The sequence below is a fragment of the Hymenobacter ruricola genome, assembly GCF_015694525.1.
GTDB lineage: Bacteria > Bacteroidota > Bacteroidia > Cytophagales > Hymenobacteraceae > Hymenobacter > Hymenobacter ruricola.
This window is the reverse complement of sequence record NZ_JADQDM010000012.1, coordinates 1-25,636: the sequence shown is the minus strand read 5'-3', so window position 1 is coordinate 25,636 and position 25,636 is coordinate 1. Positions and strand designations below refer to the sequence as shown.

The 25,636-nt window shown below is 68.4% G+C and carries 14 protein-coding genes and 1 pseudogene; 9 read left to right on the top strand and 6 right to left on the bottom strand.

Features of this window, described 5'->3' with window-relative positions:
* Positions 1-203 precede the first annotated feature (203 nt).
* Both I2H31_RS18540 and I2H31_RS18535 read right to left on the bottom strand, forming a co-directional pair.
* Complete coding sequence (locus I2H31_RS18540) at positions 204-1,436, bottom strand: NADP-dependent isocitrate dehydrogenase (protein ID WP_196294553.1); 1,233 nt, start codon at positions 1,434-1,436, stop codon at positions 204-206.
* Positions 1,437-1,597: 161 nt separating this feature from the next.
* Positions 1,598-2,209 carry a DUF1684 domain-containing protein gene (locus I2H31_RS18535; protein ID WP_196294552.1) on the bottom strand — a complete coding sequence of 204 codons (612 nt, stop codon included), beginning with the start codon at positions 2,207-2,209 and terminating at the stop codon, positions 1,598-1,600.
* Positions 2,210-2,297: 88 nt separating this feature from the next.
* Here I2H31_RS18535 and I2H31_RS18530 point away from each other — a divergent pair, with 88 nt between their 5' ends.
* The 6 genes from I2H31_RS18530 (at position 2,298) to I2H31_RS18505 (ending at position 14,995) form a co-directional block, all read left to right on the top strand.
* Entirely contained in the window at positions 2,298-4,751 is a 2,454-nt protein-coding gene (locus I2H31_RS18530) for a M1 family metallopeptidase (protein ID WP_196294551.1), read from the top strand.
* A 75-nt stretch (positions 4,752-4,826) separates the two neighbouring features.
* Positions 4,827-6,668, top strand: coding sequence for a tetratricopeptide repeat-containing sensor histidine kinase (locus tag I2H31_RS18525; RefSeq protein WP_196294550.1), 1,842 nt, complete (start codon positions 4,827-4,829; stop codon positions 6,666-6,668).
* A gap of 249 nt (positions 6,669-6,917) precedes the next feature.
* Complete coding sequence (locus I2H31_RS18520) at positions 6,918-7,547, top strand: response regulator transcription factor (RefSeq protein ID WP_196294549.1); 630 nt, start codon at positions 6,918-6,920, stop codon at positions 7,545-7,547.
* A gap of 58 nt (positions 7,548-7,605) precedes the next feature.
* Positions 7,606-9,546 (top strand): TonB family protein, encoded by a 1,941-nt coding sequence (locus I2H31_RS25510; protein ID WP_196294548.1) that lies wholly within the window; start codon positions 7,606-7,608, stop codon positions 9,544-9,546.
* Positions 9,547-9,819: 273 nt separating this feature from the next.
* The gene (locus I2H31_RS18510; protein WP_196294547.1) at positions 9,820-11,889 is read left to right on the top strand and encodes a tail fiber domain-containing protein; all 2,070 of its coding nucleotides are present in this window, start codon (positions 9,820-9,822) and stop codon (positions 11,887-11,889) included.
* A gap of 184 nt (positions 11,890-12,073) precedes the next feature.
* A complete protein-coding gene (locus tag I2H31_RS18505; RefSeq protein ID WP_196294546.1) occupies positions 12,074-14,995 on the top strand; it encodes an LVIVD repeat-containing protein in 2,922 nt (973 codons plus the stop codon).
* 171 nt (positions 14,996-15,166) lie between these two features.
* Here the strand turns inward: I2H31_RS18505 and I2H31_RS18500 are convergent, their stop codons facing one another.
* The 4 genes from I2H31_RS18500 to I2H31_RS18485 form a co-directional block, all read right to left on the bottom strand.
* Entirely contained in the window at positions 15,167-15,586 is a 420-nt protein-coding gene (locus tag I2H31_RS18500; RefSeq protein ID WP_196294545.1) for a hypothetical protein, read from the bottom strand.
* Positions 15,587-15,790: 204 nt separating this feature from the next.
* Positions 15,791-16,357, bottom strand: coding sequence for a hypothetical protein (locus I2H31_RS18495; RefSeq protein WP_196294544.1), 567 nt, complete (start codon positions 16,355-16,357; stop codon positions 15,791-15,793).
* Positions 16,358-16,521: 164 nt separating this feature from the next.
* A complete protein-coding gene (locus I2H31_RS18490) occupies positions 16,522-19,164 on the bottom strand; it encodes a tetratricopeptide repeat protein (RefSeq protein WP_196294543.1) in 2,643 nt (880 codons plus the stop codon).
* A 176-nt stretch (positions 19,165-19,340) separates the two neighbouring features.
* Entirely contained in the window at positions 19,341-20,684 is a 1,344-nt protein-coding gene (locus I2H31_RS18485) for a hypothetical protein (protein ID WP_196294542.1), read from the bottom strand.
* A gap of 98 nt (positions 20,685-20,782) precedes the next feature.
* Between I2H31_RS18485 and I2H31_RS18480 the strand changes: the two genes are divergently transcribed.
* The 3 genes and pseudogenes from I2H31_RS18480 to I2H31_RS18470 all read left to right on the top strand — a co-directional run.
* Positions 20,783-20,920, top strand: coding sequence for a hypothetical protein (locus tag I2H31_RS18480; protein WP_196294541.1), 138 nt, complete (start codon positions 20,783-20,785; stop codon positions 20,918-20,920).
* 225 nt (positions 20,921-21,145) lie between these two features.
* Positions 21,146-23,860 (top strand): RCC1 domain-containing protein, encoded by a 2,715-nt coding sequence (locus I2H31_RS18475; protein ID WP_196294540.1) that lies wholly within the window; start codon positions 21,146-21,148, stop codon positions 23,858-23,860.
* A gap of 249 nt (positions 23,861-24,109) precedes the next feature.
* A pseudogene (locus I2H31_RS18470) lies at positions 24,110-25,636 on the top strand (hypothetical protein); the annotation flags it as partial.

Genomic DNA, 25,636 nt, shown 5'->3' with positions numbered 1-25,636 from the left:
GGTGAAAAGACGAAATAGGCGAAGTGCATGAGTTGGCATTTGAGCACAGAAAAGCCCATCCGGCGGACCGAATGGGCTTTTGTAATTCATTTGTCATCCTGAGCGCAGCGAAGGACCTTATCACGTTGAACGAGTCGTTTTAACGCGAGAAGGTCCTTCGCTGCGCTCAGGATGACGGACGATTTTATGCTAATAACCAAGGCTTACTGCCCTAGCTTCTTCTTCAAATTCTCGTCCAGCGCTTCCAGGAACTCCTCGGTGTAGAGGTAGTCGCGGCCGTGCTCCACCTTATTGCCGTGGATGCAGACGGCCAGGTCCTTGGTCATTTTGCCGCTTTCTACGGTTTCCACGCACACGGCTTCCAGGGCGTGGCAGAAGTCGATGAGCTCCTGGTTGCCGTCGAGCTTGCCGCGGAACTCCAAGCCGCGCGTCCAGGCGAAGATGCTGGCGATGGGGTTGGTGCTGGTGGGCTTGCCTTTCTGGTGGTCGCGGTAGTGGCGCGTCACGGTGCCGTGGGCGGCTTCGGCTTCCATCACGGTGCCGTCGGGCGTCACCAGGGTGGAGGTCATCAGGCCGAGCGAGCCGAAGCCCTGGGCCACGGTGTCGCTCTGCACGTCGCCGTCGTAGTTTTTGCAGGCCCACACGAAGTTGCCGTTCCACTTCAGGGCCGAGGCCACCATGTCATCAATCAGGCGGTGCTCGTAGGTGATGCCGGCGGCCTGGAACTTGGCCAGGTAGTCCTGCTCGTAAATCTCCTGGAAGATGTCCTTGAAGCGGCCGTCGTACTTCTTCAGGATGGTGTTTTTGGTGCTCAGGTACAGCGGCCAGCCCTTCATCAGGGCCTGGTTGAAGCAGGCGTGGGCAAAGCCGCGGATGCTTTCGTCGGTGTTGTACATGGCCAGGGCCACGCCGTCGCTCTTGAAGTTGAACACCTCAAACGACTGCGCCTCGCCGCCGTCTTCGGGCTGGAAGGTGATGGTGAGCTTGCCCTTGCCTTTGGTCACGAAATCGGTGGCGCGGTACTGGTCGCCGAAGGCGTGGCGGCCGATGCAAATCGGAGCCGTCCAGTTGGGCACCAGGCGGGGCACGTTCTGCATCACGATGGGCTCGCGGAATACGGTGCCATCCAGAATGTTGCGGATGGTGCCGTTCGGCGACTTCCACATTTGCTTCAGGTTGAACTCCTTCACGCGCTCCTCGTCCGGGGTGATGGTGGCGCATTTGATGCCCACGCCGTACTGCTTGATGGCATTGGCCGAGTCGATGGTCACCTGGTCGTTGGTCTCGTCGCGGTACTCGATGCCGAGGTCGTAGTACTTGATGTCGAGGTCGAGGTAGGGCAGGATGAGCTTGTCCTTGATAAACTTCCAGATGATGCGCGTCATTTCGTCGCCATCAAGCTCCACTACCGGGTTTGCTACTTTGATTTTTGCCATTACGCTGGGGTTGGTGCCGGGGCCATTCCGCGACCGTCGCGGGCCTTAGCAGGGATAAATATAGAAGGCGGCATCAGCGTTCGGGCTGTTTTTTTGCGCCGAAGATTTTGGCAATGGCCCCAACGCCTTCGCAGCGAAGGGATTGGTGGGGCCGACGGTGGCTAGTCGTGAAACGACTTTTCGCCGGCCGGAATGGCGGCTTGCAGGCGGTTTTCGGCGGGCGGCACGGGGCAGCTGTACTCGTTATTGTAGGCGCAGTAGGGGTTGTAGGCCCGGTTGAAATCGAGCTTGATTTCGGTGGCGTCGGGCTCTGGAAGGGGGGCGTCTAAGTAACGCCCGCCGCCGTAGGTGTCGCGGCCGTTGGTGGCGTCGGTGAAGGGAACGAAGAGCGTGGAGTCTTTGCCGTCAGCCTTCAGATACAGCGCCAACTGTTGGGCCTGGGTGCCAATCCGAAATCGGGCCTGGCCCCAGCGCAGGTACTTTTCGGCGCGGTTGTCGCTCATTTGCAGGAGCGTGGTGTCTGGGGTAGCGTTGCGCGAAATGGCGGCCTCGATTACGAAGGCTACATCAGCGGGGTAGTACTTGAGGCTGTCGAATTGCCCCTTTTGCGCTTCGGGCAAAGGCGAATTCGCCGACTGGCGAAAGGCGCGGTTCTTCTCGCTGCGAAACTTGTGTAACCCTTTGGCATATGCGTCGGTGTCCGGCTGCAGGCCGCTGATGGAATAGAGGATGATGCCAATAATGGCAGCCGCCAGGGCTATTTTTTTAATCATGTTCGTTTCTTTTCGATGCGAGAGCCAACCCGCGACGCCGAAGCGACATCAGCGGCCGCGTTACCTTTCGGCGCACCTTTTCAGCCTTATGCAAAGTTTACGGTTCTTCCTTTTTCTGCTGGCCGCGGCGCCGGCCCTCGCCCAACAGCCCGCCCCTTACCGCCCGGCGGCCCGGCAAATAAACAACCTGGTGCACACCCGGCTCGACGTGGCCTTCGATTACAAGAAGCGCCACCTGATTGGCCGGGAGTGGGTCACGCTCAAACCCTGCGCCGCGGCCACCGATTCCCTGCGGCTTGACGCCAAGGGCATGGACATTAGCACCGTGGCCCTGGTGCAAGGCGCCACCAACGTGCCGCTGAAATTTGAGTACAACCAGCGGCAGCTGCTGATTCATCTCAAGCAGCCGGTGCCGGCGGGCGAGGCTTACACGGTTTACATCGAATACACGGCCAAGCCCGACGAGCTGGACGTGAAGGGCGGGCGCGCCATCGAAGGCGCTAAGGGTCTGTATTTCATCAACCCGGACAGCGCCGTGGCCGGCAAGCCGGTGCAAATCTGGACGCAGGGCGAGCCAGACTCCAACTCCGTCTGGTTCCCGACCATCGACGAACCCAACCAGAAAACCACCCAGGAAATCTCGATGACCGTGCCGGCGAAGTACGTGACGCTGAGCAACGGCAAGCTGCTGAGCCAGAAGCCCGCCGGGCCCGGCCTGCGCACCGATACCTGGAAAATGGACGAGCCCCACGCGCCCTACCTGTTTATGATGGCCGTGGGCGACTTCCGCATCACGAAGGATACGTGGCGCGGCAAGGAGGTCAACTACTACCTGGAGCCGCAATATTCGGCGCAGGCCCGGGCCATTTTTGGCAAGACGCCGCGCATGCTGGAGTTTTTCGCGCAGCGCCTGGGCGTGGATTTTCCCTGGGACAAGTACCACCAGGTGGTGTGCCGCGATTTTGTGGCCGGCGCCATGGAAAATACCACGGCTTCGCTGTTTGGCGAGCAGGCCCAGGGCTCGGCCCGCGAGCTGCTGGACTGGCAATACGCCGGCGTAGAGCGCGAAATTGCCCACGAACTGTTCCACCAGTGGTTTGGCGACTACGTGACGGCCGAAAGCTGGGGCCAGCTGACCGTGAACGAGAGCTTCGCCAACTTCAGCGAAATCCTCTGGGCCGAGCACGAGTACGGCCCCGATGCCGCCGCCCAGCAAGCCGACCTCAGCCTGCGCACCTACTTCCGCGACCCAGCCAATTTCCTGCGGCCGGTGGTGCGTGCGCGCTACGCCGAGAAGGACGACATGTTCGACGGCGTGGTGTACCAGAAGGGCGGCAACATCCTGAACATGCTGCGCGCCTACCTGGGCGAGGAGGTGTTTTTTCAGGGACTGAAGCGCTATTTGACCCAAAATGCCTTCGGCACGGGCGAGGCGCACCAATTGCGGTTAGCGTTGGAAGCGGCTTCGGGCCAGGACCTGAACTGGTTTTTCAACCAATGGTATTACGGCGTGGGCCACCCTATCGTGACCATCGACTACGCCTGGGACGCGGCCCGAAAAGTGCAGGCCGTGACCGTGAAGCAGACCCAAGCGGGCCAGACGTTCCAACTGCCGTTCATCATCGACTATTACGTGGGCGGCAAGGTGCAGCACCAGCCTGTGACGATGACCGAGGCCACGCAAACCTTCACCATGCCCCTCGCCGCCAGGCCCGACCTGGTGAACGTGGACGCCCGGAAGGTGCTGGTGTGGCAGAAGGAAGACCACAAACCGCTGGCCGAATTCGCCTACCAGCAGCGCCACGCGGCCCGCTACCTCGACCGCCGCGAAGCCCTGCGCGCCGCCGAAAGCCGGCCCGCTGACCCGCAGGCCCAGCAAATCCTGCTCGCAGGGCTGCGCGATAAAACGCCGGCCCTCCGCGAAATGGCCGTGCAGGTGCTCGACCTCAAAAACGCGGCCCTCCGCCAAGCCGCTACGCCGCTGCTAACCCAAATGGCCGCCACCGATACTGCGCCGCAAGCCCAGGCAGCGGCCCTGGCGGCGCTGGGCTCGCTCAAGCAGAAAAGCTACGCGTCGCTGTTCAGCAAGGCGCTGGGCAGCCAGTCGTACCGGGTGCAGGCCGCAGCCCTGGAAGCCCTGCTGCCCCTGAACCCGGCGCAGGCGCTGGCCCGCGCCAAGGCATTTGAAGCCGGTAGCAAAGGGCCGCTCACCGAGGCCATTGCGCTGGTGTACGGGCAGGCGGGCAGCGTATCGCAGTGGCCCTGGATGCGCGCCAAGTACGACGCGGCCGACCCCAACGGCCGGTTTCAGATGCTGGCTGGCCTGGGCGGGATGCTGGGCCGCATGGATGACCCCACGGCGCTGCCGGAAGGCATCACGCGCATCCGGGACCTGACCGTGGAGTACAAGCGCTATGTTGACTACAAGCGCGTGGTGGGCTTGCTGCGGGAGGTGCAGCAGCACCAGAGCAAGCGGCCGAATGCGGCGTTGGTGGCGGGGCTGGTGGAGCAGGCCGCGGCGGCCATTGAGGCGGCGAAATAGCGAAAGGGGAGAAGCCGGGCGCTTACCTTCGCTGGACTGAAACAGCGTAGCGCCGGCATGTTTTCTCTAATTCATTTGCTCCCGGTCCTGGTCGGCCTCTTCAGGAACGGGAAGGGCTGCCGTGCTGCGGTGCTGGTGCTGGCCGCCTGCCTGGGCCGGGCCGTTCCCGCGCGGGCCGCCACGCCGCCCCCGGCCGCGGATAGCCTGCGGGCCCGCCTGCACCGCCCTGGCCTGCCCGACACGGCCCGGGTGCGCGCCTACTGGCGGCTGAGCCGCGCCCTGGAAAGTGTGCAGCTCGACAGCGCCCGCGCCTGCGCCCGGCAGGGCGCCGCCCTGGCCCGCCGCATCGGCGACGCCGCTGGCCTGGCCCAGTGCCAGCACGCCCTGGCGTTTGTGGAGTACCTGGCCGGCAATTACCCCGCCGCCCAGCAGGCCTATGCGGCCACCGTGCGGCCCGCCCGCCGGGCCGGCCTGTGCTCGATACTGGGCCATGCGTACATGGGCCTGGGCCTGGTGGCCGACGGCATGCACAACCTGCCCGGCGCCGTGGCCTACTTCCGGCAGGCCCGCGCCGTGTACGCGCAGTGCCAGCCGCCCAGCCCGCGCTACGAGATGGTGCTGCTCACCAACTGGGGCAATACCTACCTGCAGGCCGGGCAGCTGGACAAGGCCGGCCCGCCCCTGCGCCAGGCCCTGCAGCTGGTGCGGCCCGCCACCACCGCCAAGTCGCTGCTCAACCTGCTCGACCTGATTGGGCTGCTCCAGCTGGCCCAGCACCACCCCGACTCGGCTCTGGTCACGTTCCGGCACGAGCTGCAGCTGGCGCGCACCAAGCGCGAGCGCCGGGCCGAAACCTACGCCCTGGGCAACCTGGCCGCCGCCCACCTGGCCCTGCACCAGCCCGCCGAAGCGCTGCCGCTGGCCCGGCAGGCCGTGGCCCTGGCCCGCCAGACCGGCAACCAGTCGCAGCTGGCCGACTATACCTTGGTGCTGGCCCGCGCTCTGCACGCCCTGCGCCGGCCCGAAGCCTTCGACACACTTTTGCGCTTCAACGCCCTGCACGACACGCTGGAAAGCCAGGACCGCAACGCCGAAATCGTTCGGCAGCAAACCCGCTTCGACGTGGCCGGGCAGCAGGCCCGCATCCGGGCCCTGGAGCAGCAGCGCCGCATCGAGGGCCTGGAGGCCGAGCAGCGCACCGTGCGCAACCGCCTGCTGCTGGGCGGCGGGGCCGGGGTGGGGGTGATGCTGGTGGGCCTGTTCGTAGGAGCGTACCGCCGCCGGCAGCGCGAGCGCGAAGCGGCCCTGCGCCACCAGCTGGCCGCCGACCTGCACGACGACGTGGGCTCGCTGCTGGCCCGCATTGCCCTGCAAACCGACCTGCTGCAGGAGGGCCTCGGTGCCCCCGGCCAACAGCAGAGCCAGCTGGCCGAAGTGGCCGACAACAGCCGCATGGCCGTGCGCCAGCTCAACGACGTGGTGTGGAACCTGGACGCGCAAAACGACTCGGTGCCCAACCTGCTCGACCGCCTGCGCGACTACGCCCACGAGGTGCTGGTGCCCACCGGCCGCGACGTGCGCTTCGTGGCCGACGACGCCATCGGGGCCAGCGTCGACCTTTCGCCGCTGGTGCGTCGGCACTTGTACCTCATTTTCAAGGAAGCCCTGCACAACGTGCTCAAGTACGCGCCCGCCAATGCCACCGTGACCGTGACGCTGCACCGCGCCGGCTCGTTGCTGAGCCTGGCCGTGGAAAACACCGGTGCGGGCGCCCCGGCCAGCAGCCCGGGCCCCGGCCGCGGCTCCGGCCACGGCCTGCGCAACATTCAGGAGCGCACCGCCCGGCTGGGCGGCACCGCCCAAACCGAGGCGCTGGCCGACGGCGGCTTTGCCGTGCGGGTGAGCGTGCCGGTGTGAGGTGGATGGGTGGGATAGTGGGGCGCCTGTCATCCTGAGCATTCTGCGAAAGCAGAGACGAAGGACCTTCTCTCCGATGAACGATTAATAGTAATCATTTACTGCTTCAGCCGTGAGAAGGCCCTTCGTCTCTGCTTTCGCAGAATGCTCAGGATGACAGGCGCTCCGCCACTACCCCATCCTCCCCGCCACGTCTTGTCGCATCAAAATGCGATACCAGCGGGTGAAAGCGCCCGGTACCTTTGCCTTATGTCTACCGCTACGCCCCTCGCCATCATCGAAGACGACCCTTCGATTCGCCAATCTTACATGACCTACCTGTGCGCTCAGCCCGAATTTGACTGCGTGCTGGTGGCGGGCTCGGTGGAAGAGTTTCTGGAAATGCTGCCCTCAGCCCCGCGCCCGCCCCGGCTGGTGCTGAGCGACATCGGCCTGCCCGGCGTGACGGGCATCGAGGGCGTCACGCTCATCAAGCGGGCGCTGCCCAAGGCCGAGGTCGTCCTCATCACCGTGTATGCCGACCCCGAGCGGCTGTTTCAGGCCCTGTGCGCGGGGGCGGTGGGCTACCTGCTGAAAAGCACCATGCTGCGCGACGTGAAAGCCGGCCTGCTGGAAGTGCTCGACGGAGGCTCGCCGATGTCGCCGGCCATTGCCCGGCACGTGGTGCGCCACTTCCAGCCCGCCCCGGCCCAGACGGAGGTGCTCACGGCCCGCGAGCTGCAGCTGGTGCAGGCCATTGAGGAGGGACTGAGCTACCGGCTGGTGGCCGAGCGCCTGGGCATCACCCTCAACACGGTGCGCACCTACATCCGCCGCGTCTACGACAAGCTGGAGGTGACTTCCAAAGCCGAGATGGTGGCCAAGCGGCGGCAGGGGTAGGAGAACTGTGGGGCCGGTACTTCCGCCAGCCCCGGCCTGCTCCGGAGTACCTTGCCGCATGGTTAATTTTTACGCCCGCTACCCGGCCCTCGTCGGCCTTGTGCTCCTGCTGGCAGGGATGGCGCATGGCCAGCGCCCAGCGCCTGCGCGGCCGGAGCCAGCCCGCCCGGCCATTGAGCTGCGCTACCTGCGGCCCGAGCGAATGCCGCGCCTGCCCGGCGGCGCGTCCGATGCCGCCAGCATCGAGGCGGCGCTGCGGGCCCATCTCCGCTACCGGCCACCGGCGGGCCGGCCTCCTTTCGCGGCCACCGACATCGCGCAGCTCAGCTTCACCATTGGCCCTGACGGGCGGGTGCGCGACGCCCGCGTGCTGAGCAAGCTGGAACCGGGCTTTGGGCGGGCGGTGCTGGCCGCGGCGGCCCAGCTGCCCCGCTTCGCGCCGGGCCGGCAGGAGGGCCAGGCCGTGGCCGTGCGCTACACCCTGGCCGTGGGGGCCGCCGGGCCCTACGCCGACAACCCCCGCACCGAACCCGGCCCCGTAACGCTTCCGCCCGATTGGCCCGAGGTGTTTAAATACCCAATGGCCGCGCCCCGCCTGCCCGGCAACGTGAGCGTACAAACCGCGCTGTTGCAACGCGTAGTGTACCCCCAGGCGGCCGCCGACCGCTACGGCCAGGTGCCCTACGTCAAGCTGGCCTTCACCGTCGACACCCTGGGCCACCCCACCGATGTGCTGCTGGAGCACAGCGGTGGCCTGCCCTACGACCGCGCCGCCGTGGCTGCGCTGGCCGCCCTGCCGCCCTTCGAGCCCTACCGGCACCTGCGCCGCAAGGTGGCCGTGCGGCTGCAGGTGAACCTGGATTTCAAGCCCCGGCCGGCCGGCTACCAGCCGCCCGTCAGCAATGCGCTGCCTGCCGACCCGCCCGCCAACTCGCCCGGCATTGTGGACGCCCTGAGCGCCGAGCAGCGCCCTGCTGCCGAGCGGGGCGGGCTGATGTTTATTCAAGCCCTGGTGCAGCACTACACGGTGGTGCCGGAGGAAGTGCGCCAGGGCAAAGTGGATGGCCTGGTGCTGGTGGACGCCGTGGCGGGGCTGAGCGGCCGGGTGTACGGGCTGCGCATCCGGCAGTCGCTGAGCGCCGCCTGCGACTCAGCGGCGCTGGCGGCTGTGCGCCGCCTGCCGCTGCTCACGCCCGGCCAGTACCGGGGCCAGACGGTAGCCATGCGCCTCACGCTGCCCGTCCGCTTCTGGGGCCCCGGCCACGTCTACGAGCCGTATTCGGCTTCGCACCCCGCTACGTTTGCAACGGACCTGGAGGCCTACGTCCGGGCCAACCTGCGGGTGTCCGATTCGCTCCGCAAAGCCCCGCTGGCCCGTTCGGTGGACGTGCTGGTGCTAATAGCGGCCGACGGCCGGGTGCAGAACGCCACCCTCACCCGCCCCGCCCAGCTCGCCTTCATCGACGAGGAAGCCCTGCGCTTTGCGCACGCCATGCCGCCCTGGCAGCCCGCGCGCGATGCCCAGAACCAGCCCGTGGCCAGTCGGGTGCCCCTTACGCTGCGCTTTCCGCCCTTGTCGGCGGCGGGCGCCGGGCCCCCGCTGGTGCCCAAGCCGGCGCCCCCAACCCCCGGGGTGACCAAAAAGGTGGTGGAAGAAATAAAGCCCAATCCCGTGTACACCTACGTGGAACAGATGCCGGAGCTGCCAGGCGGCGGCGGGCTGGCCGCCATCAAGGCGGCGCTGCAGGCGCGGTTTCGCTATCCGGCCGGGGCGGGCGGCGCGCTGGTGCAGGGCGTCATCACGGTGCGTTTTTTGGTGGGGCTTGATGGTCGGGTGGGGGAAGCCAGCATCGTCAAGGGCCTGTCGGCCGCTGCCGACCGGGCTGCCCTGGCGGCGGTGCAGGCGCTGCCTCATTTCACGCCGGGCAAGCAGAGTGGCCAGGAAGTGGTAGTGGCCTACACGGTGCCCATTGCCGTGGCCCCGCCCGCCAAGCCCTGAAGCTACTGTCTGGCCGCGCTACCACTCAACCCAAAGCCCCCGGTTCTTAGACCGGGGGCTTTGGGTTGTCGGAGATGGAAGCTGAGGGAACTGGGGCCAATTTCTGACCCGCTTAGCCGCCTGAGTCCGGGCGGCGGGAAAGTGAGCTGGGACCAGGGAACAATCAGGAAAGATTTTGCCATAAAACCGAATGCACGCGTCATAAAAGCGAATGGATGCCCGTCCCGGGGCAGCAGTTCTTTGCCAGGTCAAACCAACTGTACCATTCGAGCCATGAATCAGTGCTTTACCAATCGTCTGCTGTCGGCCCTGGCGGCCGCCTTATTGGGGCTGACGCTCCCGCTTTCGGCCCTGGCCCAGGGGGTGAGCATTGGGGCGCCGGCCCCCAATGCCTCGGCCGTGCTCGACGTGAGCAGCACCACCAAGGGCCTGCTGCCACCCCGCATGACCCAGGCCCAGCGCGATGACATCCGCCCCGCGGCCTCGGCGGCGGGACTGCAGGTGTACAACCTCGATACCCAGCGACTCAACTTCTGGGACGGCACTAGTTGGCAGGAGGTGCTGGGGGCCGGGCCGCTGGCCCCCTCGGGCAGCACCGCCGTGTATACCTACACCGGCACGGTGCAGCGGTACCAGGTGCCGGCCGGCGTCACCCGCGTGCTGGTGACGGCTACTGGCGCCGCTGGCATCATGGCGTCGACCACCAACCGGGGCGCCCGGGTCACGGCCACCCTCGCCGTGGTGCCGGGCGAGGTGCTGGCCGTGGTAGTGGGCGGCCAGCCCAACCTCGCCAACAACGGCTACGGCCAGGCCGGCGGCTACAACGGCGGCGGCCCCGACCCAATTCAGGGCTACAACGGCGGCGGCGGCACCGACCTGCGCCGGGTAACGGGCGCCTCGCCCCTCAACCCACTGGCCCTCGGCGGCACCCTGGCCGGCACCCTGACCAGCCGCCTGCTGGTGGCCGGCGGGGGCGGAGGCGGGGGCGGCACAAACGGCGGCGCGGGCGGCGGCGGATTTGCGGCCACCGATTTCAGCGGCAACCCCGGCCAGGGCGGTAAAAGGGCCGGCGTCGGCGAAGACGGCGGCCAACTGGGCGGCCACGGCAACCCCACCGCCGGGAGCGGCGGGGGCGGCGGCCTTACCAGCGGCGGCGTGAGCGGCGGCACCGGCAGCTCCGACGGCGCCCTGGGCACGGGCGGGGCGGGCTACGGCGGCGGGGGCGGCGGCTACTACGGCGGCAGCGGGGGCTGCTGCGGCCTCGGCGCGGCCGGCGGAGGCGGGGGCTCGTCGTGGGTCAGCAATGCGGCGGCCATTTACTTCCCCACGTTTGAGGGCAACGTGCAGACCGGCAGCGGGCAGCTCTCGATACAGCCCGTGGTGGTGACGGCCGCCCCGGTGCTCGACGGCACCAACTTCGTGAACGTGGCCGGCACCTGGACCGTGAGCGGGGCCGACGTGTACCGCCCCGCCGGGTACGTTGGCATCGGCACCAACACGCCGGGCGCGCCGCTGGACGTGCGCGTGGTCCAACCCGGCTATCCATACTCCGGCTACGGCTACCTGGGGCCGGGCGGCACCGGCACCAACGCCGGCTCGTCGACCGGGGCCGTCAGCATCCGCGCCACCGGCCAGGTGGTGGCCACGCAGTTCATTGCCACCAGCGACGAGCGCCTGAAAACCGTGCTCGGCCGGAGCGACCGGGCCGCCGACCTGGCCTTGCTCAACCAGCTGCGCATCACCGATTACCAGATGCGCGACCGGGCGCAGTTCGGGGAGCAGAAATTCAAGAAAGTGCTGGCGCAGGAAGTCGAGCAGGTGCTGCCGCAGGCCGTTAGCCGGCACGCTGATTTCCTGCCCGATGTGTACCAGCTGGCCAGCCAGGTGCGGGCGCAGCCCGGCGACTCGCTGCTGACTGTGGCGCTGCCCACGGCGCTGGCGGTTCCGGCCGCGGTGGGCCAGCGCCTGAAGCTGGTGGGCCCGGCCGGCGAAGTGCTGGCTCGCGTGGCCCGCCCGGCCGCCGTGGGCACCCGTGCGCTGGTGGTGCGCGATGCCGGGGCCCTGGCCGGCGCCCGGGTGTTTGTCTTCGGGCTGGAGCACCCCGACGTGCGGGCCGTGGACTACGAAGCGCTGGCCATGCTCAACGTGAGTGCCACCCAAGAGCTGGCCCGGCAGGTGGCGGCCCTGCAACGGCAGAGCGCCGCCCTCGCCGCCCGCGCCGCCACGGCCGAAGCCGCCGCCGCCGCTGCCGAAACCAACGCCACCCGGGCCACGGCCAGCCTGGCCAGCTTCGAGCAACGCCTGCGGGCGCTGGAGGCCGGCGGCGCCCAGGCCCGCAAGTAGCCTGGGTTTCTCTCTGGGAACACCGCAACGCCTCCGGTCTGTGGGCCGGGGGTGTTGCGGTGTGCCAGGGCCCCGAAAAACAGCTGGGCTTGTCGCATCAAAATGCGACAGCGCGGCATGGGGTGGGCGCCGTGCTTTGTGGCACCGGTGGGGAGGGTCCCGGCCGGTGCCTTTTCTCCTTGCTATGAAGCACTTCTTCTCTTTCGGCCACGGCATCGCAGTGCTCGTGCTGCTGGCCGCCGCGCCCCGCCTCGCCCGGGCCCAGACGGGCGGCGTGGGCATCGGCACCACCGCCCCCGACGCCTCGGCCGCGCTCGACATCGTGAGCACGGGCAAGGGGCTGCTGCTGCCGCGCGTGGCCGCCGCCGCGGCCATCGCCAGTCCGGCGGCTGGCCTGCTCGTGTACCAGACCGGCAGCCCCGCCGGCTTCTACTACAACAGCGGCACGGCCGCCGCCCCGGCCTGGCTGCGCCTGAGCCCGGGCGACAACCTGGGCGACCACACCGCGACCCAAGGCCTGAAGCTGAACGACAACGCGGTTTCGAACAACGGCACGGGGGGCCTGCGCATCGACAACAGCGGCAACGTGGGCGTGGGCACCCCCAGCCCCACCCAGAAACTGGACGTGGACGGCAGCCTGCGGGTGCGGGGGCTGAGCGGAAGCGACTACCGCCTGCCCGTGGTGCAGCCCGACGGCACCCTAGCCGTGAACGCGCCGCTCTACGGCACCAGCTCCGTCAACAACACGATTAGCGCAACCGGCCGGGTGAGCACCGACCGCGACCCCACCGGCGTGGCCGTGAGCGGCTCCATCGCCTACGTCGTGAACTACAACGGCAACACCCTGCAGACCTTCAACGTGAGCGACCCGGCCAGCCCGGTCCTGCTCGGCAGCGTGGCCACAGGCAGCCGCCCCAACAGCGTGGCGGTGAGCGGGACCCGGGCCTACGTGGTGAATTTTGTGGGCCGCACCTTGCAGGTGTTTGATGTGGCCAACCCGGCCAGCCCGGCGCTGCTCGGCAGCGTGGGCACCAGCAGCACCCCGCGCAGCGTGGCCGTGAGCGGCACCACGGCCTGCGTGGTGAATAGTCTCGAGCTACAGCTATTTGATGTGGCCAACCCGGCCAGCCCGGCCCTGGCCGGCAGCGTGAGCACCGGGACAGGCGCTAACCCTTACGGCGTGGCGGTGAGTGGCACCACGGCCTACGTCGTGAACTACAATAGCAACACCTTGCAGGCCTTCAACGTGGCCAACCCCGCCAGCCCGGCCCTGCTCGGCAGTGTGGCCACCGGCGGCGGCTCCCGCTGCGTGGCCGTGAGTGGCACCATCGCCTACGTGGCCAATATTTCCAACTATACCTTGCAGGCCTTCAACGTGGCCAACCCCGCCAGCCCGGCCCTGCTCGGCAGTGTGCAAACCGACGGCCCACCCTACGGCGTGGCCGTGAGCGGCATTACGGCCTACGTGGTGAGCAACCTCTACAATACCCTCCAGACCTTTCGCTTTAATGGGATACCGCGGGTGGTGACCGTGACCGGCGATGGCAGCCTGAGCTCGGTGGCGCTGCCCAGCGGGGCCGACTTTGTGCAGAACCAGACGGCCACGCCCCAGGCCGGGGGCTTCAGTATCGGCGGCAACGGCTACGTGGCCGGCAATGTGGGCATCGGCACCACCGGCCCCGGCCAGAAGCTCGAAGTGGTCGGCAACGTTAAAATCAGCGGCACCGGCAACGGCCTCACCTTCCCCGACGGCACCACCCAGACCACGGCCAGCACCGCGGGCAACCTCACCGGCGACATCACCAGCAGCGGCACCACCACCGCCTACGCCGGCGTGCTGCCCGCCGCCAAGGGCGGGGCCGGCACCGTGAGCGGCCTGCTCAAAGCCAACGGCAGCGGCCTGGTGAGCGCCGCCGCGCCCGGCACCGACTACCTCACGCCCGCCGGGGCCGCCACCGGCTTCGTCCAGAACCAGACCAGCACCGACCAGACCGGCGGCTTCCGCGTGGCGGGCCCCGGCACCGTGGGCGGGCTGCTCACGGCGGGCAGTGCCAGCGTGACCGGCCCCGCCACCGTGGCCGGCAACACCGTGGTGGGCGGCACTCTGGGCATTGGCACCACCGCGGCCCAGCCCGCCACCCAGCGGCTGGACGTGCGCGGCAACGTGCGCCTGGGCGACGACGGCGGCCAGGCTGCCGGCACGGGCCAGGCCATCGAATGGGTGGGCCCCGGCGTGAGTTCCGACCCGGTGGGCATCTACCGGGTGAACCCCGCCGCCGACCAGAGCGAGCTGCGCGTGGTGGTGGGCGACGTGCCCGACCCGAGCGACAAGTTCGTGGTGGGCCGCATGGGCGGCACCAGCAGCGAAGGCGGCATCCCCACGGGCAGCTTCACGCCCACCTTCGCGGTGAGCAGCACCGGGCAGGTGAACGTGCCCGCCCTGGCCGGCACCGGCACCCGCGCGCTGGGGGCTGACGCCAACGGCACCCTGACGACCACCACGCTCGCCGGCGACAACCTGGGCAACCACACGGCCACCCAGAACCTCAACCTGGGCACCAACGCCCTGGTGGGCAACGGCGGCAGCACCGGCCTGAGCGTGACGAGCGGCGGCAGCGCCCAGCTGCCCGCCGCCAGCGCCTACACCTACGCCGCCCCCAAGGCCTACGCCATCACCTACGGCACCAGCGACTTGCTGCTCGAAGACCAACCAAGCAGTGCCGTGACCCGCCAGCGCTTCACTGACGCCAACGGTGCCGAGTTTGTGTATGCCAACCGCATCCAGCGCCTGCCGGTACACCTGCCGCAAGGGGCCACCATCACCACCATTAAGCTCTATCTCCGCGACGCCGACCCCACTGCCGACTTCGTGGTCTACTTTAGCGCGGTGCTGCCCACCGACACGGGCATGGGCGCGCCCACCACCATCGGCTATGGCGCCACCTCCGGCAGCCCCGGCTACACCACCCTCACCCTCACGCCCTTCAGCCCCGTCGTCGACAACAACCGGGCTTACTACCTGCAGTTTGTTCCCAACAACGTCAATAGCACCAACCTCGCCATCGGAGCCGTTCGCATCAATTACACCGTGACGCAGGCCGAGTAGGGGCCCCGACAGCCTGGCAGTGCGGAGGGCAGTCCGCGCCTCCGCGCTGTTCGGTTAGCAGCCCTGGCCCAGGGAAGCGGACCATTCCCTCAGCGCTACAGATTCAACAAAAAAGCCCCAGCCGAATGACTGAGGGCTTTTTTGTTGCCGGGGCCGGAGCAAGGAAGCGGGCTAAGCCGACAGCGAGTCGTACTTGGTTTGCACCTGGGCCAGGCAGTCCTGGTAGCCGGCGAGCTGGCGCTGGGCCGCGTCCAGCTCGCGCTGGCGGCGGAAGGCGCCCCGGCCGCCCTGGCCGCCGAGCTGCTCGTCCTGCAGCTTCTCGCGGTCGCGCCGGAGGCCGCGCAGGCGGATTTCCTCTTTGGTGCGGGCGTCGCCGAGCGGCATGGCGGCCACGCGGGTTTCGAGCGGGGTAATCTGGTCGGTGAGGGAGCTGATTTCGGCCGTATCAGCGGCGGCCTCGTTGGTTTGCAGCGTGGCCGAGCGGGTGGCGGCCGTGATGCGGAACTCGACGCGTTCGATGTCCTCCTGGGTGTCGGCCTTCACGGCGTCGCAGTCGGCGCGGGTGAGCAATAATTCTACGGGGTAGTTCATAACGGTACGGGGTAAGAAGGTAAAAATGAAAGAGAAAACCGAGCTGCCCGGCGCAGCTTCGGCCCGCCAACGCTCGTGGTGAAGGGCTGGTATATAGTGGAGTAAAATAATTTGAACGGTAGCGTGGACTCTGCGAGTCCGCGCCTGAGCGAACGACCTAGAACGGCCTGCCGCCCAACGATGCGCGGACTCGCAGAGTCCGCGCTACATCCCTGCCAGCCAGGCCGCCTCGTGCAGATACCCCTGGCGGCGCGCCTCCAGCAGCCGCACGGCCACCGGGCCGCCCGGCGCCTCGGGCAGCAGGGCATCGGCCGCTTCTTCCAGCAGGCGGGCCAGCCAGCGGCGGCGCAAGGCCAGGGCCTCGGCTTCGGGCGCTTCCGGGATGGGGGCGGGTAGGGCCGCGAGCAGCAGGGGGCCGGCGGCCAGGCGGCGGGCGGCCGTGCGGTGGGCAGCCAGCAGGGCGGCCCGTTGCTGGCCTAGGCGCTGGGCCTGGTAGTGGCACTCGGCCACGCGGGCGGCCACCGGGGGCGGGGTGCCGGGCGGCAGGCTGGGCGCGGGCGGCGCGGCGGGGGCTGGGGCAGCCTCGGGCTCAGCAAGTGCCAGGGCGGCCAGCCAGGGGCGCAGCCAGGGCCGGGCGTGGGCCGGCAGCTGCTCGCGCCCGGTTTCGACGCTGGCCAGCAGCGCCCGGCTCAGCCCCAGCCACGGGGGCAGCACATATTGCGAAAGACCGAAATAAGCCCGCACGGCCCGCAACTGGTCAGAATGGCTCATGGCAGGAGGAAGGCATCCGGAACCTCACCAGCTTTTGGGGTTAGCAAAAAGTGGTGAGGTTGCGCCCGGCCTCACCGCATTTACAGCAATGTGAAAAGTGGTGAGGTAACGCCTAGGCTCCCAAAAATTGCCTGCCCGCAAAAACGCGTGAGGTTAGAGGGCGGTTACTGTGGGGGCTGCTGGTCGGCGGCTTCGCGCAGTAGGGCTTGGATGCTGGCGAGGGCTTGCTCTTGGGTGTGGCCCTTTGCCATGAGCAGCCTGGTGTAATTGGAAGTTGCCTCATGGATGTAAGGGTGTTCCCAGCCTAAATTGTGGAAAATCAGAAAAGCGCGCTGCATAAGGGGCTCGGCCTCGGCCATGCAGTCAGCGAACCGAAGGAATATTGCCAAGTTGTTGAGGCGAATAGCCACATTGGGGTGACCGGGGCCAAAGCAACTTTCGTCAATACTCAAGGCCCGACGCATAAATGTTTCAGCTTCGGGTAGACGGTTAGTGACTTGGTATAATGCCGCTAGATTGCTGAGGGAAGTAGCTACTTTCGGGTGAACTGGACCAAAAGAGGCTTCATTAATAGTCAAAGCGCGCTGCATAAGGGACTCGGCTTCGGCCATGCAGTTGGCGACCCTAAGGAACGTTGCCAGGTTGTTGAGGCGAATAGCCACATTGGGGTGGTTAGGGCCAAGGTGAGTTTCGTCAAGGGCCAAGGCCCGGCGCATCATCTCCTCAGCTTCTTTCAGATGGTCGGTGGCTTCAAGCAACTGAGCCAAGTTACCGAGGTAAATAGCTGTATTGGGGTCGTAGAGACCGGAGTTCTCTTCGCCAATGGCCACGGCTCGGCGCATAAAGGGCTCAGCTTCAGAAAGGCGATTTGTATTTATGAGCAATGCCGCTAAATTATTAAGGGAAGTAGCCACTTTCGGGTGGTTGGAGCTGAAGTGGGCTTCAGTAATGGCTAGGACTCGCCGTACGAGGGGCTCGGCCTCACGTAGCTGTGCTTTAGTATCTAATAGTTGCCCCACCTGATTCAGCAACCGACTGGTTGGTTCCGGGTTTCCTAATGGTTCGGTGTATTCGGTGGCTGTGACGGCCAGCGCGTGCGGGAGCAACGGTTCCAGAGTGGGCCAGGAACGGACATCTTGGGCGTTGCCCTCAAATGCATCATTCACCCATCCCAGCGCCTCAACCAAACGGGCATCGGCTTCCGCTTTACCCAGACGCTGTCTGGTCACGGCTTGCACCAGGCGGTGCACGGTGAAAGTGTCGCTGTGCAGGTCCTGCCTGGCCAGGGAGTAGCGCGTGAGGTGGGCCAGCAGCTCAACAGGGTCTTCGGCATAGGGCGGGGCGTTGGGAACGGGCACCGCCAGCAGGGTCTCGGGAATGGGGTCGGGGGCCAGCCAAGCCAGCCGGTTGAGCAGCAATTGTGCGTCGGGCGATTCCTGACGCAATTGGTCGAATGAGGTTTGCCAGGTCACGGCCATGCTGCGAGGGTAGTCGATGACGGCCTCATCAAACCAAGCCAACAGGGCCGCGCGGTTGGCTTGCCACCTCTCCAGATAGTAACGCAAGGATTTGCGGCGGGTGGCGATGTAGGCAGCTGCCACTTCTAGGGCCAGGGGTAACTGGCCAAGTACACGCGCAATTTCTATGGCCACTGTCTGTTCGTCGGGTGTCGGGCGGCGGCGGCCTTCGGTGAAGGTGAGCAGCAGGTGGGCGGCAGCGGCTTCGGTCAGCACGTCCAGCTCCAGCGGGCGCAGGGCGGGTCGCCAGTTGCTCAGGCGGCTGGTCATCAGCACGTGGCCCTGGGCGCCGGGCAGCTGGGTTCGCAACAGGGCTTCGGCGGCCTGGCGGGCTTCGGGGGTGTCGAGGTTGTCGAGCACCAGCAGCCAGCCGGGGGTGGTGCGCAGCCAGTGCAGCACGGCCGCCCGCTGCCGGGCTTCCTCGGGCACGTCCTGTTCGGGCAGGTTCAGGACCGGGGCGCCGCAGAGCGCGGCCAGGTTGCGGTCGAGGTCGGCGGGCGAGTCGGCGGCCACCAGCAGCAGGGCCGCGTAGCTGGTCCGGTAGCGCCAGCCGTATTCCACGGCCAGGCGGGTTTTGCCCACGCCGCCCAGCCCGTGCAGGGCCTTGCCCACGATGACCGACGACTGCACGCCGCCCGTCCCGGCCGTCGGCGCGGCCCGCAGCTGGCCGCGCAGGGCTTCCAGCACCTCCTCCCGCCCCTGAAAAAAATCGTCCAGCGACAGCGGCAGGTTGGTGGGCCGGGTGAAGGGCACGTCCGGGAAGTCTTGCACCAGCACGTCTTCCACCAGTTTGGCCTGGGTGGTGAGGGGTTCCGTGTGCTTGCCCAGGTGGCGCAGCCAGGCGCGGTAGGCCTGCTGGCGCCGGCGGTCGGCGGGGCCTTCGGGGTTGGGTTCGTCGGGGGTGAAGTCGTCCGTCGTCTCGTACACGAGGGTGCGGCGGTTGTGGTGCCGGGCCAACAAATACTCCCACTGGGTGTAGGAAAGGGCCGTTTCGCTGCTGTGGGCGCGGTAGTCGGCATACGGGGCCTCCGCCACCTCGCCCAGCGAGGCCGCGTGCGCGTCGGTGGGCTGGCCGCCGCAGCGCTCGCCCACCAGCAGAATCACGGCGTCGCACTGCGCGATGTAGTCGGCCAGGGATTGAATCAGGGTGCCGCCGCCCTGGCGAAAGTCCTGCTGCTCGCATACGGTCAGGCCTTTGCGGCGCAGCACGGCGGCTACTTTGGCGCGGTAGCTGCCCAGCTCTTTGGAGACGGCAGACAGGAAAACGTGGTAGTGGGTAGCCGTACTCATCGGAAGGCGCTGTTTCTGCTCTCAAGGTACTTTGCAGCCGGTGAAGTAGAACTATTAGAGGCCCAGCCACGCGCATAACGCCCATGCAAAAAAGCCGGCCCGGGGCTGGGCAGGCCTTTTTTAAGCTCCTGCTGCTGACTGCGCCCGCCATTGGCGAGTCCCGGCAAAGCGAAGCGCTACCACAGCCCCCGCGCCTGCAGCATGCGGGCCAGTGCGGTACCAGGGCGCACCAGTGGCCGCAGCTCAGTGTAAGGGATAAACCAATTAACCGTTTCGCGGTAAAAGGCCTGAATGTAATAGCCCCGCGGGTCGGTCATTTCCAGCCCGCCCCCGGTCAGCCGACTCCCCGCAGCCGAGACGGGGGTGTGGTCCAGCAGCCAACGCGTGGTGGCGGCCAGCGTATCGGGCCGGGCGCTGAGGTAGGGGGTGAGCTGCTGCCGCCAGGTGCTGTCGCGGCTGATTAGCCAGTAGTCATCGTCGCGCAGCAGGTGGCGAGCCTGCAGGCGGGCCAGGCCCGTTTCGTAGTGCGGGATTAGCTGGCTTTCGGGCGTTATCCAGCGCCCGGCCCGCAGGTCGAGCAGCGCATGGCGGTACTGCTCGTCGCCCCCGCCCCCAATGACGTTGCAATCTTCTTCGTAAGAGTAGCTAAGCAGGCCGAAGTCGTTGAGCCACACGCTCAGTTTCTGGCTGGTGATGCAGTCACTGGAGCCGCTTTCGAGCAGGAGCCGGCGCCGGGTGGCCGGGCCGGGCGACAGCACCGGGCGCAGGGCCGGGGGCACACTCGATGGGTCGGGCAGGTGCAGGAATTCGTAGCGTACCTCCGGCACTGCACTGTGGGCGTAGCCGTGGTCGTCAATCAATGAATAGCGGCCGTGCACCCACCACGTCTGGATGGCCAGGCGCACGCCGCCGGTGTAGTCTTCGCGCAGCAGCACGGGCTGGGGCCGGCCCGTGGGCCCGCCGCGCCAGGTGCCGGTGAGCGTGGCCCCCGGCCGGCCGTGCAGCCGCCACTCGCCCCGCCTGGGGCCCCACTCATGTTCGTCCACTGCCAGCATCTGCCCCCGGCGGCGAATGGGGCGCTGGGCGGTCGGGTTGGGCGGGGGCGGAGTGCTCAGGTAATACTCCGGCCCCCGGCGGTGCAGGTAAAAGCTGCCCGACACCGAGTCGGGGGTTTGCCATTCCAGCAGGGCCGTGGCGGGCTGGCCGCCCACCGTGCCCACGTAGCGGCGCAGCAGCCGGGGCCGCCGCGCCCACCAGTTGCCGCGCTCAAACACCGGGCGCTCGTCGCGGTGGGGCGGCCCCGGAGCTTCGGCGGGCGGGGCCGCTGGGGCGGGCGCCGCCGCAGGAGCGGGTTCCGGCGGCAGCCCCTCGCCAGCCACCGAGTCGGCGGCTGCCCGGGCCCGCCTGGCGGGTGGCGGCTGGCCCGGCCACCGGACCGCAGCTTCAAAAGCCGCCGTGAACAACAGCAGCAGGACGGTGGCCGCGAGCAAAAATCGAAGATTGGAGGCGGGCACTCGCATAAAATCAGTAAGGCAGCAAGTTACCACCGCCCCGCGCCGCCAGCATACGGCCCGGCGCTTAATGCCCCACCGGCACGGCGGTGGGTATAGCGGTGACAGTGGCCGACGCGCTGGGCAGCCCGGTAGCAACAGCCACGGCCGACGCTTCGGGCGCAGCGACGCTACCGGCCGGGCTGCCGGCGGGCGTGTACCTGGTGCGCGCCGGCGCCCAGGCGGTGAAGCTGGCAGTGGCATAGGCCCGCATTCGCCGTCTGGAAAACCTGCGAAGCCGGCGCCCCGCCCGCGTGGCGGCTTTTGCGTGGCCTGGCACGGCCGCAGCCCACATACCAAGAGCGGTTGTTGGCACCCGACCGGGCGTCGTTCACTGCCTTTTTTGCCCCAGGGGCCAGGCCGGCGCTTTTCTTTGAAGGCAAGGCCCGGCTGCTGGCGGCGCGGGCCGGTGCCCTTTCCTCTTTTCGGCGATGCGCTTTTTTCCTTTTGTCGGTGGCCTGCTGCGGGCCGCCCTGCTGGCCCTGCTGCCCCTGGCCACGGCCGCCCAGATACTTCCCGGCACCCTGGCGGCCGGCCAGGGCTACAGCACCCTGCTGCTGGCCGATGGCAGCCTGCGCGCCTGGGGCGCCAATGGCAGCGGGCAGTTGGGCACGGGCTCCAGCAGCGTCAGCAGCCCGCTGCCCGTGCCGGCCGGCACGGGCAGCACCTACGTGCAGGTGGCCAACTGCCAAAACGCCACCCTGGCGCTGCGTGCCGACGGCACCCTCTGGGCCTGGGGCGCCAACGACTACGACCAACTGGCCACGGGCACGGGCCTCAGTAGCCCGACGCCGGTGCAGGTGGGCAGCGGCAGCGCCTGGCGGCAGGTGGCGGCCGGCGAGAAGCACGGCCTGGCCCTGCGCGCCGACGGCACCCTCTGGGGGTGGGGCGACAATTTTAGCGGGCAGCTGGGGCAGGGCACCACCGGCGCCGTGGCCGGCCCGGTGCAGGTGGGCACCGGCAGCAGCTGGCTGAGCGTGGCGGGCGGCGGCTACCACACGCTGGCCGTCCGCGCCGATGGTACTCTGTGGGCCTGGGGCCTGAACGACAACGGCCAACTCGGCGACGGCACCACCTCCTCCCGCCGCAGCCCGGTGCAGGTGGGCACGGGCAATAACTGGGTGAGCGTGGCGGCCGGCACCTCCCACAGCCTGGCCCTGCGGGTCGACGGCACCCTCTGGGCCTGGGGCGACAATAGCAACGGCCAGGTCGGCGACGGTACCGCCACCGACCGCCTCGCCCCCGGGCAGGTGGGCAGCACCCGGCTGTGGCGACAGCCGGCCGCGGGCGGCCTCAGCAGCGGCGCCGTGGCGGCCGACGGTACCCTGTGGGCCTGGGGCGACAACGGCAGCGGCCAACTTGGCGACGGTTCCGCCACCGACCGCTCCACGCCGACGCAGGTGGGCACGGGCACCAATTGGGTGAGCCTGGCCCAGGGCAGCACCCATGCCCTGGGCCTGCAGGCCGACGGCAGCCTCTGGGCGTGGGGCTACAATTTCAGAGGCCAGCTCGGCGACGGCTCCACCACCACCCGCAACAGCCCCGTGCAGGTACCCGGCCTCGCGGGGCTGCCCACCTGCAGCCTGGCGGCGAACTCCCTGCACAGTTTGGGCATCGGTCCTGGTGGCCGCCTCACCGCCTGGGGCGACAATTTCAGGGGCCAGCTGGGCGATGGCAGCACCGCCCAGCGCAACGCCCCCGTGCAGGTGGGCCCCAACGGGGTTTGGGTGCAGGTGGCGGCCGGCGAGGCCCACAGCCTGGCCCTGCGCGCCGACGGCACCCTCTGGACCTGGGGCAACAACTTCTCCGGCCAGCTCGGCGACAACTCCACCACCGACCACTTCAGCCCGGTGCAGGTGGGCACCAACCGGCTGTGGCGACAGGTCTGGGCCGGCGGCAGCCACAACCTGGCCCTGGCCGCCGACGGCACGCTCTGGACCTGGGGCTATAATTTCTATGGCCAACTCGGCGACGGCAGCACCACCAACCGCCACAGCCCCGTGCAGGTGGGCACCGCCCGGCGCTGGCGCTGGGTGGCCGCGGGCAGCACCCACAGCCTGGCCATTGCCGCCAACGGCACCCTGTGGAGCTGGGGCGACAACACCTATGGCCAGATTGGCGACGGCGGCACCACCCAGCGCCGCAGCCCGGTGCAGGTGGGCTCGGACAACGACTGGCTGGCCGTGGAAGGCGGCGTCACCCACAGCCTGGCCCTGCGGGCCGACGGCAGCCTCTGGGCCTGGGGCAACAATTTCAGGGGCCAGCTCGGCGATGGCAGCACCGCCCAGCGCCTGGCTCCCGTGCCCATTAGCCCCGGCACCAGCTACACCCAGATAGCCGCCGGCGACGTCCACAGCCAGGCCCTGCGCGCCAACGGCACGCTTTGGGCGTGGGGCTACAACGTCAGCGGCCAGTTGGGCGACAACTCTACCACCCAGCGCAACGCCCCCACCCAGGAAGCCAGCGGCGGCACGGCCTGGCGGGCCATTGCGGGCGGCGGCAACCACGCCCTGGCCCGCACCACCTACGGCTACAACTTCTTCTCCACCGGCCAGAACGCCAACGGCCAGCTCGGCGACGGCACCACCACCCCGAGCCTCGTGTACACCCGCACCAGCAACGCCGCGGGCTTTCCGCTGCCCGTGCAGCTCGTCCGCTTCGTGGCCCGCCGCCAGTCGGCCGAAGTGGTGGAGCTGAGCTGGAACACCGCCAGCGAAGTCAACAACGCTGGCTTTGGCATCGAGCAGTCATCGGATGGGGTGCACTTTGCCCGCATTGGCTTCGTGGCCGGCAGCGGCAGCTCGGCGGAGGCCCACGCCTATGGCTATGAGGTAGCCGAACGGGCCACCGCCTACTATCGCCTGGCTCAGACCGACCTCGCGGGCGCCGTCAGCTATTCGCCCGTGCAACTGGTGGCCGGCGGGGGCGCGGCCCTTGCGCTGTACCCCAACCCGGCCCCCGGCGGCGCGGCTACCCTCACGGGGGCGGCCCCCGGCACGGCGGTGACGGTAACCGATGCCCTGGGCCGCTCCGTGACCTCAGCTACCGCCGATGCTTCGGGCACGGCGACGCTACCGGCCGGGCTGCCGGCGGGCGTGTACGTGGTGCGCGCCGGCATCCGCACCGTGCGCCTGGCAGTGGAGTAGGGGAGCCAAATGCCCCACAAAAAAGCCGCCGGCCGGGCGTGGGCCCTCCGCCGCGCGGGCAGCGTGGCGCGGCAGGCTGCGGGCTGGGTGCTGAAGGCCGTCACCATTTCTGGCCCGGCCACGCCCGCCACTGTGGTCACACTGCCCGCGTGTCCCCTAAACAGGGTACTTGCGGGCAATAGGTGCGAACCGGTTTAGGGCCGAACTTTGCGCCCATAGCACCTTCTTCGTCATTCCCGGCTTTTTGATATGAAGCTTCGTTTACGCCTGTCGCTGGCCACGGCCGCGCTGTTACCCTTTGCCGCGAGCGCCCAGGTGGGCATCGGCACCACCACCCCCAATGCCGCCGCGGCCCTCGACATCACCTCGGTCGGCAAGGGCCTGCTGATTCCGCGCCTCGACTCGGCGGCGCGGGTGGCCATTGCCAATCCGCCCACCGGCCTCATGGTGTTCCAGACCGGCGGGCCCACGGCCGGCACCCGCGTGGGCTTTTACTACTACGCCGGGGGCAGCTGGCTGTTTTTGCCCGACAAAGGCCGCGCCGGCGACAACCTGGGCAACCACAGCGCCACCCAAAACCTGGCCCTCAACGGCAACGCCCTGCGCCTGCGCGACGGCTCCGACGCCAACCACGGCCTGAGCTACAGCGCCACCACCGACGGGCCCGACCTCTACGGCTTTGGCGGCGGCAGCTTGGGCACCAGCAGCAACGGCGTGCTTGCCCGCGCCCTTACCTGGACGCCCGGCGGCGTGGTCACCACCCGGCGGCGGCTGATAGTAGACCTGGACGCCGTCTCCGACGGCACGTCGCCCACCTTTCAGTTCGGGGCCATCACGTCGGGCGAGGGGCTGTCCTCGGGCCGCACCGTGGGCAGCCCCAACCGCAACGGGCTGGACTTTTTCACGGCCAGTACCCGCCGCCTGAGCATCACCAACGACGGGCGCGTGGGCCTGGGCGTGTCCAACCCGGCGTCGGCGCTGGCCAACACGTTCTTTAACACGGTGGGCAGCGAAAACGTGGGCGGCAGCAGCAGCACGCTGACGTGGGTGAGCACCCAGGCCGGCTACGCGGCCAGCGTGTTCAACAGCAGCACGGACGCCACCGCCAACGGCCTGGCCGTGAAAGTGGTGGGCACGGGCGCCGCCACCGCCCTCGACGTGAGCGGCGGCGCCACCCAAACCGCCCGGAGTAACCCCCTGCTCGTGGTGAAAGCCAACGGCAACGTGGGCGTGGGCACCAACACCCCTACCTCGACCCTCACGGTAGACGGCAGCCTGGCCGCCGCCTACGGCAGCCGCACGGCCAGCTACACGCTGGCGGCCACCGACTACTTCGTGGCCTACAACGGCACCACCCCGGCCACTTTCACCCTGCCGGCCGCCCAGGCGGGCGCGGCCAGCCTGCAAGGGCGCGTGTACAAGCTCAAGAACAACTCCAGCCTGCCGCTCAGCATCGTGCCGGCCAGCGGCGAGAGCATCAACGGCGCGGGCCTCACCACGCTGGTGGTATTGGCGGCCAACAGCGTGGCCGAGCTCATCAGCACCGGCGCCACCACGGGCGCCACCTGGGAGCTGGTGAGCAGCGGCCCGCTCGTGTACTCCACCGACGCCCTCCGGGCGGCGCTGGCCGGTACCGGCTGCGCCAGCTGCGCCGCCTACGACGCCGCGGCCGACAACACCAGGGTGTCGGTGGCGGCGCCCGACTACGCGGCCCTGCAAAACCTGGGCGGCGCGGCCGTGTACGGCGCCCCCGCCCTGACGGGCACTTACAACGCC

Coding starts and splice junctions, on each gene's coding strand:
- I2H31_RS18540 (WP_196294553.1), bottom strand. CDS start 1,436: ATGGCAAAAATCAAAGTAGCAAACCCGGTAGTGGAGCTTGATGGCGAC.
- I2H31_RS18535 (WP_196294552.1), bottom strand. CDS start 2,209: ATGATTAAAAAAATAGCCCTGGCGGCTGCCATTATTGGCATCATCCTC.
- I2H31_RS18530 (WP_196294551.1), top strand. CDS start 2,298: ATGCAAAGTTTACGGTTCTTCCTTTTTCTGCTGGCCGCGGCGCCGGCC.
- I2H31_RS18520 (WP_196294549.1), top strand. CDS start 6,918: ATGTCTACCGCTACGCCCCTCGCCATCATCGAAGACGACCCTTCGATT.
- I2H31_RS25510 (WP_196294548.1), top strand. CDS start 7,606: ATGGTTAATTTTTACGCCCGCTACCCGGCCCTCGTCGGCCTTGTGCTC.
- I2H31_RS18510 (WP_196294547.1), top strand. CDS start 9,820: ATGAATCAGTGCTTTACCAATCGTCTGCTGTCGGCCCTGGCGGCCGCC.
- I2H31_RS18505 (WP_196294546.1), top strand. CDS start 12,074: ATGAAGCACTTCTTCTCTTTCGGCCACGGCATCGCAGTGCTCGTGCTG.
- I2H31_RS18500 (WP_196294545.1), bottom strand. CDS start 15,586: ATGAACTACCCCGTAGAATTATTGCTCACCCGCGCCGACTGCGACGCC.
- I2H31_RS18495 (WP_196294544.1), bottom strand. CDS start 16,357: ATGAGCCATTCTGACCAGTTGCGGGCCGTGCGGGCTTATTTCGGTCTT.
- I2H31_RS18490 (WP_196294543.1), bottom strand. CDS start 19,164: ATGAGTACGGCTACCCACTACCACGTTTTCCTGTCTGCCGTCTCCAAA.
- I2H31_RS18485 (WP_196294542.1), bottom strand. CDS start 20,684: ATGCGAGTGCCCGCCTCCAATCTTCGATTTTTGCTCGCGGCCACCGTC.
- I2H31_RS18475 (WP_196294540.1), top strand. CDS start 21,146: ATGCGCTTTTTTCCTTTTGTCGGTGGCCTGCTGCGGGCCGCCCTGCTG.